The organism is Sphingomonas sp. S-NIH.Pt3_0716 (assembly GCF_003950715.1).
Classification (GTDB): Bacteria; Pseudomonadota; Alphaproteobacteria; order Sphingomonadales; family Sphingomonadaceae; genus Sphingobium; species Sphingobium yanoikuyae_A.
Genome location: NZ_QLJK01000013.1, coordinates 13,579 through 26,590, shown reverse-complemented (window position 1 = coordinate 26,590; position 13,012 = coordinate 13,579). Strand labels below are relative to the sequence as shown.

General features: G+C 65.1%; 7 protein-coding genes. 3 read left to right on the top strand and 4 right to left on the bottom strand.

From position 1 onward, the window contains the following. Window position 1 precedes the first annotated feature (1 nt). On the top strand, window positions 2–1,507 hold the full coding sequence (gene gatB / locus BRX37_RS12140; RefSeq protein ID WP_125987258.1) for an Asp-tRNA(Asn)/Glu-tRNA(Gln) amidotransferase subunit GatB: 1,506 nt from the start codon (window positions 2–4) through the stop codon (window positions 1,505–1,507). Between the two features lie 274 nt (window positions 1,508–1,781). Here the strand turns inward: gatB and BRX37_RS12135 are convergent, their stop codons facing one another. From BRX37_RS12135 to BRX37_RS12120, 4 genes are all read right to left on the bottom strand, one after another. Next, window positions 1,782–4,997 (bottom strand): autotransporter domain-containing protein, encoded by a 3,216-nt coding sequence (locus BRX37_RS12135; protein ID WP_125987256.1) that lies wholly within the window; start codon window positions 4,995–4,997, stop codon window positions 1,782–1,784. Window positions 4,998–5,099: 102 nt separating this feature from the next. Next, complete coding sequence (locus tag BRX37_RS12130; protein WP_125987254.1) at window positions 5,100–7,544, bottom strand: TonB-dependent receptor; 2,445 nt, start codon at window positions 7,542–7,544, stop codon at window positions 5,100–5,102. Beyond that, window positions 7,528–8,457: a FecR family protein gene (locus tag BRX37_RS12125; RefSeq protein WP_125987378.1), complete on the bottom strand. Its 930-nt coding sequence runs from the start codon at window positions 8,455–8,457 to the stop codon at window positions 7,528–7,530. The genes BRX37_RS12130 and BRX37_RS12125 overlap by 17 nt, the downstream gene beginning before the upstream one ends. A gap of 55 nt (window positions 8,458–8,512) precedes the next feature. Further along, the gene (locus BRX37_RS12120; protein WP_029547652.1) at window positions 8,513–9,025 is read right to left on the bottom strand and encodes an RNA polymerase sigma factor; all 513 of its coding nucleotides are present in this window, start codon (window positions 9,023–9,025) and stop codon (window positions 8,513–8,515) included. Between the two features lie 158 nt (window positions 9,026–9,183). Here BRX37_RS12120 and BRX37_RS12115 point away from each other — a divergent pair, with 158 nt between their 5' ends. Beyond that, entirely contained in the window at window positions 9,184–10,389 is a 1,206-nt protein-coding gene (locus tag BRX37_RS12115; protein WP_125987252.1) for a serine hydrolase domain-containing protein, read from the top strand. Between the two features lie 119 nt (window positions 10,390–10,508). Further along, entirely contained in the window at window positions 10,509–12,974 is a 2,466-nt protein-coding gene (locus BRX37_RS12110) for a glycogen/starch/alpha-glucan phosphorylase (RefSeq protein WP_125987250.1), read from the top strand. Window positions 12,975–13,012 lie beyond the last annotated feature (38 nt).

The following is a 13,012-nucleotide window of genomic DNA, read 5'->3' as shown; positions in this document are numbered from 1 at the left end:
TATGACTGAATCAACCTATCGCATCCAGGGCGCAACCGGCGAGTGGGAGGTCGTGATCGGCCTGGAAGTCCATGCGCAGGTGACGTCGAACGCGAAGCTCTTTTCCGGCGCCGCGACGGCGTTCGGCGCGGAGCCCAATACGCAGGTCAGCCTGATCGATGCGGCCATGCCCGGCATGCTGCCCGTGCCCAATCGCGAGTGCATCCGCCAGGCGGTGCGCACCGGCATGGCGATCGACGCGCAGATCAACAAATGGTCGCGCTTCGACCGCAAGAATTATTTCTATGCGGATCTGCCGCAGGGCTATCAGATCAGCCAGCTCTATCACCCGATCGTGGGCGAAGGGCAGATCGAGATCGTCCTCGACGAGAAGAACCCCGAGGCGAGCACCAAGGTGATCGGCGTCGAGCGCATCCATGTCGAGCAGGATGCCGGCAAGCTGATGCACGACCAGCACCCGACCAGTTCCTATGTCGACCTCAACCGGTCGGGCGTGGCGCTGATGGAAATCGTGTCGAAGCCGGACATGCGTTCACCTGCCGAAGCAGGGGCTTATCTCTCGAAGCTGCGAACCATTCTTCGCTATGTCGGTTCGTGCGACGGCAATATGGACCAGGGGTCGATGCGCGCCGACGTCAACGTTTCCGTGCGTCGTCCGGGCGAAGAGTTCGGTACCCGCACCGAGACGAAGAATGTGAACTCGGTCCGCTTCGTCATGGCCGTGGTCGAGCATGAGGCGAACCGCCAGGTCGACGTGCTGGAGGCCGGCGGCAAGATCGTGCAGGAAACGCGCCTCTATGACCCGGATCGCAACGAGACCCGTTCGATGCGGTCGAAGGAAGATGCGCACGACTATCGCTACTTCCCCGATCCCGACCTGCTGCCGCTGGAACTGGACGACGCCTTCCTGGAGGAATGCCGCCAGTCGCTGCCGGAACTGCCAGACGCGAAGCTGCGCCGCTATGCGCAGGATCTGGGGCTCTCGGCCTATAATGCCGCGACCCTGACCGCCGACGCCGACACGGCCCGCTGGTTCGAGGCGCTGCTGGCCGAAGGCGCGCGCATCCAGAAGAAGAGCGAGGGCGAGGTCGCCAAGGCTTCGGCCAACTGGCTGCTGTCGGAGCTCTATGGCGCGCTCAACCGCATTGGCAAGAGCCTTGAAGAAAGCCCGGTAAGTCCCGAGGAAGGCGCCGAATTGCTGGCGCTGGTAGCCGATGGCACGATCAGCGGCACGATCGCCAAGCAGGTGTTCGAGATCATGCTGGAAACCGGCGACAAGCCGGCCAGAATCGTCGAGGAAAAGGGCCTGAAGCAGACCAGCGATACTGGCGCGATCGAGGCGGCGGTGGCGAAGGTGCTGGCCGACAATGGCGACAAGGTCGAACAGTATCGCGGCGGCAAGGAAGCCTTGTTCGGCTTCTTCGTCGGCCAGACGATGAAGGCGATGCAGGGCAAGGCCAACCCCCAGGTCGTCAACGAACTGGTCAAGAAGGCGCTCGCCGGCTGACGGCAGGACGTCAATCGATAGGCAAGGAAGGGGTGATGGCGATGCCATCGCTCCTTTTTCTTGGTCGTAGCCACATGCTTGGACGTTGCTGCACCAAGCGACTGCGAGGGCGGCACGGAAGTAGCCCATGAAAAAGGGGCGCCGCTCGGGTGAAACCCATGCGACGCCCCTCTTTTTTGCCTTGGCGTCCCTTGGGGAGGAACATCATGCCGTGGCGCAACTGGCGGACCGGGAGGGTCTGTGGGGTGTGGCCCGCCAATTCCTTATTCAGACGTCACAGGACGAAGTTAACCGTCGCCCGGAATGAGATTGCGACGTGATTTTGTTGTTCTTCCGCACCGAACTCACCGCCGACGCGGAACGTGTCGGTGCCGCCATAGAGGCGGGCCCGGCCGGTCCAGCCGCTGGTGCGCTTGTCGGCGACCAGGACGAAGTCATCGCCATCCTTGAAATGGGCGACCGTGTCGCCGAGCGACCCGCCGATCAGCTGGCGGCGGCCGCCTTCCAGTTCGAACCGTGCCCAGCCATCCTCGCGATTGAGGCTGCCGAAATCATAGCCGGCGGCGATCGTGCCGTTGGCGGTCATTTCGTCGCTGGTGCGGCCGTCGACGGTCAGGTTGAACGCGTCGCCACCGCCGCTTTCGCTATAGCCGCCTTCCTTCAGGCGGTAATAGTCGATGCCAATGCCCGGACGCAGGCTGAAGCGGTTGAACTGGAGCTGATAGGAAGCCCCGGCCGTGGCCGAATAGAGCTTGCCCGACCAGTCGCCGGTCGCCTTGCGCACGACATCGTCCAGGGTGAAGTTGCGGGTGCCGTCAAAGTCGATATGCGCCGCCGACACGCGCGCGAAGGCCTGGAGCGGACCCCAGCTGCCGCGCCAGTGCGCCGCCAGTTCGAACTGGTCGGAATCCGCCGAGCTGTTGGAGCTGTCGCTGGTGTCCCGGCCATGGATATAGGCGAAGGAGCCACCGAAGGCGCCAAGATCGGTCAGATATTCGACGCCGCCGCCCGCGCCCCAGCCATTGATGTCGTAGGAGGCGGTGTCGCCGATGCTCTTGGAACTGCCGAACGCCACCTGCTGCAGCCAGAAGCCGAGCTTGCCGTCCTTGGTGCGGTAGATGCCGTTGGGATCGGACAGGATGCGCGCAGTCGCCCGCGAGCCGGCGGTGACGGCTTCGAAGGTGCTGCCGGAATGTTCGGGCAGCATCTGGCGCAGCGCACCGTTCAGCGTCTGGCCGTCGGTCACGTCCAGATAGGCGTTGGCCAGCGTGCTGTCATTGTCGAGCGCATTGAAGATCGCCGAATAGGCCCTTGAAAGCGAACCGGTCAGGCCCAGTTCCGACGTGGTCTTGGCGGCGATCGACAGGGTCACGTCACCGGTCGTCGTGTCGCTGCTGACACTGCCCTTGAACATATAGGGCAGCAGGGTCGCGCTATCGAGCGCCGGGGTGCCCGACAGCGATGCGGCGCGGACGATGACATAGTCGCCTTCCGATCCGCCGACCTGGGTTAGCGCCACCTTCACCTTGGAACCGCTGGCGAAGCTGGCGGCACCGGCGACGTCATAGACGGTGTTGGTGCCATCGGCGCCGTTGATGGTGACGCCCAGCGCCGAGCCGGAGGAGGCGCTGAGCGAGGCGAGCGCGATCGAACCGGTGTTGCTGGCTGCCAGCGTGCCGCCGTTCAGCACCAGCGCCATGTTGCCGCTGTTGCTGATCGCGCCGGTATAGCTGGAGGTGCCGTTCAGCGTCATCGTGCCGCTGGCGCCGCCAAAGTCGAGCGCGCCGGTGACGCTGGCGGTATCGGCCAGGGTCAGGGTGGCGCCGGTGCCGGCATAGCTGAGATCGCCGGTCAGGGTCGAACTGCCCGAGAGCGACAGGCTGTTATTGCCCGCGCCCAGGGCGACATCACCGACGATCCGGCCAGCCGATACCGTCATGACGTCATCGCCCGAGCCGAGCTTGACGTCGCCGACGATGCTGGGCGCGGTCGCGGTCGAGGAGGTGAGTGCCTGGGTCAGCGTCACGCCGCTGCTGTTGGCGCTGAGGTCGATGGCGGTGTTGGTGAGGCCGCCGGTCGCCGAGATGGTGCCGGTGTTGCTGAGGCTGGAGACGGTGCCCGAGGAATCGAGGATCGCGATCGCGCGGCCCTTTTCATCATCGGCGGCGACCGCCGCGACGGTGCCGCTGACCTTGACCGAATTCACCTGTGCCCCAGCATCGATCACCAGGCCGCGCGCGCTGGTATTTTCCAGCGCCGCGCCCGATGCGGCGACGGTGCCCGAAATCTCGATCGCGTCGCTGGTCGCGCCCGAACCCAGGCGCAGGGCGGTGGCGTTGCTGTCATAGGAGATGGCGGTGATCGATCCGGCGACCAGGACGCCCTTGGCAATGTCGACATCGCCGCCCAGGCCGCCGATCACCATCGCATTGGCATCGACGCCGTCATAGATGCCATAGCCCGCGATCGCGCCGCGCACGACCACGCCATAGCCCGAACTGTCGCCCTGGACCACGCCGACGCTGGTGTCGGCCGTGGCCGAGCCGATCTGCACCGCAGCCGCCGAGCCATAGTTGATGACCGTGGCGGTGGTTTCGGTGCTGTCGAGCAGGCCGTCATCATCGATGTCGGTGTCATCTTCGTCGTCATCATCGCTGGCGGTCGGCGCGACGTCGAACACGATGCCGCCGCTGACATTGCCGGCGATGACGAGGGCGGGGCCGCCCTGCAGCAGATCGTCGGCGTCGAGCTTGGTGACGTCGCTCGGGCGGGTGGTGGAGCGATAGCCGGTGCTGACGATCGTGCCCTGGATCTTCACTGCGCCATCGACATCGCCCCGCAGGGCGACGGCGGTGCTGTTTGCGCCCTTGGTGCTGATCGAACCGCGGATCGTGGCGTTGCCGTCAATATCGTTGGCGACCACGCCATAGCTGTTGTCGCCGACGACGGAGATGGTGCCATAGGTCGACAGATTGCCGATCAGCGTCGAGTTGACGCGGATGCCGGCGCTGTTGTTGCCTTCGATCGAGATCGTGCCGGTGGTGTCGATATTGCCGGTGTGGGCCGCACCGGATTCGACCAGGATGCCATTGCGGTTCGTCCCTTTGGCGAACGTGCCGTCAATGTCGCCGTCACTGTCCGTGTCGGTCGCGGTATAATCTTCCGTCAGCGTGATCGTGCCGCTGTTGGTGATGTTGCCGGTGGTGCCGGCCTTGACCAGGATGCCGGTCGCATTGTCGGCATCGTTGATGGTCAGCGAACCGGCGTTGCTGACATTGTTGTTGCTGTCCATCGTGATCGCGGTGCCGCTGGTCAGCGTGATGCTGCCCGCGGAACTGACCGTGATCGCATCGGCCGCGCCCGAGGCGACGGTGGAGGTCTTGACGGCGGTGGTGGTGGATGAACCGATCGTGGTTTCCGCCGCGGCGTTGGTTGCGGTCAGCGCAACCAGAACCGGGGCGATGGCCGTGCAGGCCAGCAAATGTCGCATGATATCTCCTCTGAATGCCGCGCCGTTTGATGGGCGCGTACATGCGGGAGGGACGTCGCCGCCGGGCGGGTTCCGTCAGGAAAAATGCCGTCCGGCGTGATTTTAGAAGGCGAAATCCAGGCCGATGCGCACGGTGCGGGGACGCAGCGGCGTATAATAGTCCGTGCTCAGGTCGAACGGCGTGCCGAGCGAGAAACGATTGCCGTCGCTGTCGAACAGGTTGGTGAGCGAAAGCGAGAGTTCGACCGGGCCGCGGGTGACGGCGGCGGACAGGGCCGTATCGACATAATCGCCCTGTTCGCGGCCCAATATCGGCCCGACGCCCAGGCGCGACTTGCCTACATAGCGGGCCGAGGCCGACAGGTGCAGGCGCATGTCGTCGCCCAGCGGCGCGCGATAGTCGGCGGCAACGCGGCCACCCAGATTGGCGACGTTGGGCAGGGTCAGCGAGCGCCCTTCATAGGAAAGAGCGCGCACGAACTGGGCCGGCTGGGTCAGGCGGCTGTCATTATAGATGATCGAGCCGTCGAGCGTCAGCGGCGGGATCGGGCGGACCACGATCCGGCCTTCCACCGTATAGATGCGTCCATCGCCGATATTGGCGGTGGTCGGCAGGCCGATGCGGTCGGTGACGTCGGCCTGGATATCGCGCCAGTCGGTATAGGCGACATTGCCGCTGAGCGCGACCGTGTCGCGGCCCGGCACGCCCTTGCGGAAGCCCAGTTCCATGGTCGAGATACGATCATTGCGGAAGCTGCGCGCGCGCTGATCGTCGACCGCCAGGCCACCGGGACGGAAGCCCTGTTCGAACCGGGCATAGAGGGTGAGCCCCTTCACCGCATCGCTGAGCAGCGAGAAGGAGGGGAGGAAGATGGTTTCGGAGCGATCGGCCTGCGCCTCGACGCGGGCTAGATCAGCGACGGCCGAGAGCATTGCTACCGGATCGATCGCCTCGCCGCTGAGGCGGCTGTTGGTGAGGCGTCCGCCCATGGTGGCGACCAGTCCCTGGAGCGGTTCGAACGAGGCTTCGCCGAACAGGGTCGCTTCCTTGATCCGGTTGCGCACGCCGGTGGCCGTGGCAGGACGTCCGCGACCATAGACCGGGACGCCCGGCAAAATCTCGATCGCCGGTGCGCTCAGCGGGCCATAGCCGGTCAGCGACCGCTGGATGGTCGAGGTGCTTTCCAGATAGGAAACGCCCAGCAGCCAGCCCAGGCCATTGTCGAGGTCGCGCACGAGCCGGTTCTCGGTCGAGAAAAGTTCGACCTTGTTGCGCTGGCGGAACAGGGCCGGCGCGCCGCCCGGCTGGGTCGCGTCATAGCTTTCGGCCAGGACATTGCGGACATAGCCGGTCGATGAGACGAGGCGCAGGTCGTCCCACTGATGCTCGATCCGCACATTGGCCAGGATATAGTCGGAATGATAGGGCTGGGCGACGCTGGAGGCGCGTTCCAGCCGGCCGACTTCGCGGCTGGCATATTGGGCGTCGTCACCTTCGATATGCTGGTAGGCGGTGCTGAGATCGATGGTCCAGTCGTCCGCCGGTGCGATCCGCAGCGTGGCGCGGCCGCCATAGGTGCGGGTGCGGTTGACGTCATCCTTGTCACGCAGGACATCGTCGATATAGCCGCCTTCCTGCACGCCATAGCCGACGACGCGCAGCGCCACCTTCTCGGCCACGATCGGCAGGTTGAGGATGGCCGACAGATCGCCGCCCGGATCGCCATGCTGGGTTGCGGAAACGCCGGTCGAGATCTGGCCGCCAAATTGCGCGAGATTGGGGGCGTTGGGGATGATGCGGATGATGCCGCCGAGCGAGCCGGCGCCATAGAGCGTACCCTGTGGCCCTTCCAGCACCTCGACCCCGCCGACATCATAGAGGCGCAGGTCGGGATCGGGCGCGGCATAGTTGAGACGCATGTCGCCCAGATATTGGCCGGTCGTCGCCTGGGTCGGCCCGGCAACGCCGGAATCGGCTATGGCGCGGATGAACAGCTTGTTGCGGCCTGCACCGGCATGGGTGGAGCTGAGGCTGGCGACGCGCGAGAGCAGCGCGGCCGTGCCCTGCGCCGCGTCGGCGGTCTCGAACAGGCCGCCGGTCACGGTTTCGACCATACCGGCATAGCGGGGCAGGGGAATGTCGCGCTTGGATGCGGTGACGATGATGTCGGCTGGCGGTTCCTGAACGACCGGCGCGAGCTGCACCGCTGCGGCTGGCGTCGGCGACGGGGGCGGAGCGCTCTTGCGGGCACGGACGATGCGCCAGGTGGTGGCGTCGATCTGTTTGGCCTTGGCGCCGCTGCCGCGCAGCAACTGGGAAAGGGCGCCCGCGGTCGACATCCGGCCCCGGATCGCAGGGGTGGCGATGCCGGCCAGCGACTGGTCCGACATGCCGATGCTGGCGCCGGTTTGACGGCCGAGCGCCACCACCGCCTCGCCCAGGCGTCCCGGAGCGAGGTCGATCGACTGTCTGTCCGCCGCTCGCGCAGGCGATGCGGCCGCTATGGCGAAGGCGGTGACGAAAAGGACGTCAGTTTTGCGACCCATCCCCTTCCTTCAGCAGCCATCCATTCCCCTGTCGGATGGCGGACAGCCCCATCAGGGGCGCGGCAGCGGCGAAGAAGCGGGACGGATCCCGTTCCAGCCGGATCGTGCCGGTAAAGCGCATGGCCTGCGCGCCGGGCGTCGCGGCCAGCGTCACGCCCAGCGAGCGGGCGATATCCTGGGTCACGTCGTCGACCGGCGCATTGGCATAGATGAGCTGGCCCTGGCGCCAGCTGGCGACGGCCTGGGGCGCGACGTCCATCACGCGCAGCCCTTCGGCGCTATCGCTGAGCGCGCGGCCGGCGGGCAGCGAAATGGCTTCGGCCTGCGGATTGTAGATGACCTTGCCTTCGGACACGCCAATGCGGGTGGCGCCGCCGCTATGGACGATGTTGAAGACGGTGCCGGCATCCTCGAACACGGCGTCGCCCACGGTCACGCGGAACGGATCGGCGGCGTCATGGCGCACGGTGAAGGCGGCTTCGCCCGCGTCGAGCGCGGCAAAGCGCGCATTCTTGCGGTCGAGGCGCAGGGTGGTGCCGCCGTTCAGTTCGATCCTGGTGCCGTCATCCAGCGCGATGCTGCGGGTCTCGCCGGGACGGGTGGTGATGCTGTAGATGTCGCTGCGGTTGAGCAGGCCGACCGAGACGGCGGCGACCAGCGCGGCGGCGATCGCGCCGCCACCGATCCAGCGCAGCGGGCGGTGGCGACGTTCGCCGGCATCATTGGCGGCAACAGGCATGACGACGGGTTCTGCCGGAACCATGTCCGCCAGATCCGCGTCGGCCGCCATCAGCGCATCATAGGCGGTCGCGCGGGCGGGATCGCCCTCCAGCCAGATGGTGAAGGCGTCCCAGTCGTCAAATTCGGGATCGCGCGTGCGGATCACCCACCCGAGCGCCTCCTCGTTCATCATGGCCTGTGCCCTGTTCATTTCTTGCCCCTTGAAGAGCCAGACGCCGCCGATCCGCTCATTCCGTATCCAGACTTTGCTTGAGCGCAAGCATCGCCCGATAGGCCTTTTGCAGATCCTTCTCGACCGTGGTCAGGCTGACCCCCAATTCCTCCGCGATCAGCCGCTGGCCGACCCCCTCTATGCGGAAACGGCGGAACACCAGTTCGACGCGGGGGCCAAGATCGGCCAATATGCCGCGCGCCTGTTCCAGCCGCTGATTGAGGATCATGCGTTCGTCGACCGCCAGATCGTCATTCGGGTCGGCCATCACGCCGCCGGCGCCTTCGGCCCAGTCCTGCTCGCGCCGCTCGCGCCGGGTGGCGGAGCGATAGCGATCGAGCATCAGGTTGTTGGCCATGCGATAGAGATAGGGCAGGGGATCGGCGACCGGCCCCAGATCCTTGGCCTCCAGCTTCATCCACATGTCCTGCAGCAGATCCTCCGCATCCTCGCCCGCACCGCGCGCGCGCAGGAAGCGCAGCAGGGCAGCGCGATTCTGGAAGAAGATAGCAGAAAGGCCCGTGGCCATGCCTGTGGTGCGTCCGGTATTGGCGATCAGGCGGGTTGCCATAGAGGCAGGGGTGGGGTCTTGGCAATGGCAAGGCGTTGATGGACCGGTCATGGCCTGAAATCATTTACCTAGTGCGCGGCTTGCTCTAGCCCGGTTCGGATATGGCAGGAGCGGACATGGCGACAGCGAAGGTGACGGATGCAGCAGCGGCGCGGGCGGCGGGGATGGATCCCGACCGGCTGGACGCGCTGGTCGATCATCTGGACCGGACCTATGTGCGGAGCGGCAAATTGCCTCATATGCAGATGCTGGTGTCACGCGACGAAGTGCCGTTGCTGTCGGTCAGCCGGGGGCAGGCGCGCGCGACCGGCGAGCCGTTGCAGGCTGATGCGCTGTTTCGCATCGCGTCCATGACCAAGCCGGTCACCAGCGTTGCCTTCATGCGGCTGGTCGAACAGGGCAAGGTGGCGCTGGACGATCCGGTGACCGACGTGCTGCCCGAATTTGCCGACCTGCGCGTCGGCGCGGACGGAACCGGGCGGATTACGCGGCCGATGCGGATGATCGACCTGCTGCGCCACACATCGGGTCTGACCTATGGGTTGCAACGGCAGACGCCGATCGATGCGCGCTATCGCGAACTGGGGCTGGACGAGTTTCAGCAGAAGCGATCATCGGACGAATTCATCGCCGCGCTGGCCAGCCTGCCGCTGGAATTTTCGCCGGGCGAGCGCTGGAATTACGGCGTGTCGACCGATGTGCTGGGCGTGATCGTCGAGCGGCTGTCGGGGCAGGATCTGGAGACGCATTTTCGTCAGAATATCTTCGATCCGCTGGGCATGAAGGACAGTTTCTTCACCTTGCCTGCGGACCGGACCGACCGACTGACCGATGCCTGGGGGCTGGGCGAGGACGGGTTGCGGCTTCGTGACCGGGGCGCGGCCAGCAGCTGGCGGCGCAAGCTGCGCTTCCGGTCGGGCGGGGGCGGGCTGATCTCTTCGACAGCCGATTATCACCGTTTCGCACGGATGCTGCTGCGCGGTGGCGAGCTTGATGGGGCGCGGCTGTTGCAGCCCGAAACGGTGGTGCAGATGCGAAGCAATCACCTGCCCGGCGGCGGCGATCTCGCCAGCATGTCGCAGGCGATGTTCAGCGAAGCCGATTATGCCGGCGTGGGTTTCGGCCTGGGCTTCGCGATGACGCTGGCGAACCAGCAATTTTACTGGGGCGGGGTGTTTTCGACCTATTTCTTCATCGATCCGGTCGAGCGGCTGATCGGCCTGTTCATGACCCAGCATTTGCCGTCCAGCACCTATCCGGTTCGGGCGGAATTGCGGGCCGGGATCGGGGCCGCCATCGTCACGCGACGCGGTCAGGGCTGAGGCAGGCCAAGCCCGCGGAAAGAAGCGGGAAAAGCCCATGCTGCGCTGCAAAAAATGGATTGGCATGGCGAAGCGCGCTGTGCCATCATCCCGGTGACTCATAGAGGGAGATCCCGGCCATGAATCTCAAGGGCGAGACGCAGCTTCCCAAGCCGGCACCCCGGCAGGTTGATCCGCAGATTCTGGCCCATGAGATTGTCGAGCGATTGACCTATCGCATCGGCAAGGATGCCAAGGCGGCCAAGCCGCATGACTGGCTGCATGCCGTGATCCTCTCGATCCGCGACCGGGTGATCGACGCCTGGATCGAGTCCACCCACAAGACCTATGAGGAACAGGGGCGCAGGGTCTATTATCTGAGCCTGGAATTCCTGATCGGCCGGCTGATGCGCGATGCCGCGTCCAACATGGAAATGCTGGACGATTTGCAGGCCGCGCTCGACTCGCTGGGCGTCGATCTGGACCTGATCGCCGCGCTGGAGCCGGATGCTGCGCTGGGCAATGGTGGCCTGGGGCGGCTGGCGGCGTGCTTCATGGAGAGCATGGCGACGGTCGACATCCCCGCCTATGGCTATGGCATCCGCTATGTGAACGGCATGTTCCGGCAAGAGATCAGCGACGGCTGGCAGGTGGAACTGCCGGAAAACTGGCTGGCGCACGGCAATCCCTGGGAGTTCGAGCGGCGCGAGGCAAGTTACGAGGTCGGGTTCGGCGGGCGTGTCGATCCGGCCGAGTACGAGAATTGCGGCCCCTATCAGATGAGCTGGCGTCCGGCCGAACGGGTGATCGCCACCCCCTATGACACGCCGATTGCCGGCTGGCGGGGCAAGCGGGTCAATACGCTGCGCCTGTGGGAGGCGCAGCCGATCGATCCGATCCTGCTCGACAAGTTCAATGCCGGCGACCATCTGGGCGCGCTGTCCGAAAGCAACCGGGCCGAGGCGCTGACTCGCGTCCTCTATCCTGCCGACTCTTCACCGGCGGGGCAGGAATTGCGGCTGCGGCAGGAATATTTCTTCTCCTCCGCCTCGCTGCAGGACATTGTCCGGCGGCATATCCAATATTTCGGCGATGTCCGCACCTTGCCGGACAAGGCGGCGATCCAGCTCAACGATACCCATCCGGCGGTATCGGTGGCGGAGTTGATGCGTATCCTGGTCGACGAGCATGGGCTGGACTTCGACGAGGGTTGGGACATTGTCCGCCGCACCTTCGGCTATACCAACCACACATTGTTGCCCGAGGCGCTGGAAAGCTGGCCGGTGCCCCTGTTCGAGCGGCTGCTGCCTCGGCACATGCAGATCGTCTATGCCATCAACAGCCGCTTGCTGGGCGAGGCGCGCAAGTCCGGCCAGTTCGACGACCATGCGATCGGCACCATCTCGCTGATCGATGAGGGCGGCGAGCGGCGGGTGCGGATGGGCAATCTCGCCTTTGCCGGATCGCACAGCGTCAACGGCGTGTCGGCGCTGCACACCGACCTGATGAAGGTCACGGTCTTCGCCGACCTGCACAAGCTCTATCCCTTGCGGATCAACAACAAGACCAATGGCGTCACCTTCCGCCGCTGGCTGATGCAGTGCAATCACGGCCTGTTCGAACTGATCCGCGAGGCGATTGGCGACCGCTTCATGGACGATGCCGAGGCGCTGCGCGAGCTTGACAATTTCGCCGACGACACCGCCTTCCAAGAGCGGTTCCTGGCGGTGAAGCGCTTCAACAAGGTCGCGCTGGCCGACCTGCTGCGTAAGCGGATCAACGCCCGGATCGACGCCGACGCGCTGTTCGACATCCAGATCAAGCGCATCCACGAATATAAGCGGCAATTGCTCAACATCATCGAGGCGGTGGCGCTCTATGACCAGATCCGCTCGCATCCCGAAAAGGACTGGGTGCCGCGGGTCAAGCTGTTCGGCGGCAAGGCCGCGCCCAGCTATCATAATGCCAAGCTGATCATAAAGCTGGCGGGCGACGTGGCCCGCGCGATCAATCATGATCCGTCGGTGCAGGGGCTGCTGAAGGTGCAGTTCGTGCCCAATTACAATGTCTCCATGGCCGAGATGATGATTCCGGCGGCGGACCTGAGCGAACAGATTTCGACCGCGGGCATGGAGGCGTCGGGCACCGGCAACATGAAGTTCGCGGTCAACGGCGCGCTGACCATCGGCACGCTGGACGGCGCCAATGTCGAGATGCGCGACCATGTCGGCGAGGATAATATCGTGATCTTCGGCCTGACCGCGGCCGAGGTGAACCAGCGCCGGGCCGAGGGCTATAATCCGCGCGCGGTGATCGAGCAGAGCCGGGAACTGGGGCAGGCGCTCAATGCCATTGCCAGCGGCGTCTTCTCGCCCGACGATCCCAATCGCTACAAGGATCTGATCCAGGGCATCTACGACCATGACTGGTTCATGGTGGCGGCCGATTTCGACAGCTATGCCGCCGCCCAGCGCCGGGTCGATGGCATCTGGCAGGATCAGGCTTTGTGGGCGAAGAAGGCGATCCACAATGTCGCGCGCATGGGCTGGTTCTCGTCCGACCGGACGATCCGCGAATATGCAGCCGACATCTGGAACATGGGATGATAAGAATGGCCGCTATCGGCGGAGACGGGAGATAGGAG

What these genes read in the sequence shown, in the direction of transcription:
- gatB (WP_125987258.1), top strand. Translation starts at nt 2, where the DNA reads ATGACTGAATCAACCTATCGCATCCAGGGCGCAACCGGCGAGTGGGAG.
- BRX37_RS12135 (WP_125987256.1), bottom strand. Translation starts at nt 4,997, where the DNA reads ATGCGACATTTGCTGGCCTGCACGGCCATCGCCCCGGTTCTGGTTGCG.
- BRX37_RS12130 (WP_125987254.1), bottom strand. Translation starts at nt 7,544, where the DNA reads ATGGGTCGCAAAACTGACGTCCTTTTCGTCACCGCCTTCGCCATAGCG.
- BRX37_RS12125 (WP_125987378.1), bottom strand. Translation starts at nt 8,457, where the DNA reads ATGATGAACGAGGAGGCGCTCGGGTGGGTGATCCGCACGCGCGATCCC.
- BRX37_RS12120 (WP_029547652.1), bottom strand. Translation starts at nt 9,025, where the DNA reads ATGGCCACGGGCCTTTCTGCTATCTTCTTCCAGAATCGCGCTGCCCTG.
- BRX37_RS12115 (WP_125987252.1), top strand. Translation starts at nt 9,184, where the DNA reads ATGGCGACAGCGAAGGTGACGGATGCAGCAGCGGCGCGGGCGGCGGGG.
- BRX37_RS12110 (WP_125987250.1), top strand. Translation starts at nt 10,509, where the DNA reads ATGAATCTCAAGGGCGAGACGCAGCTTCCCAAGCCGGCACCCCGGCAG.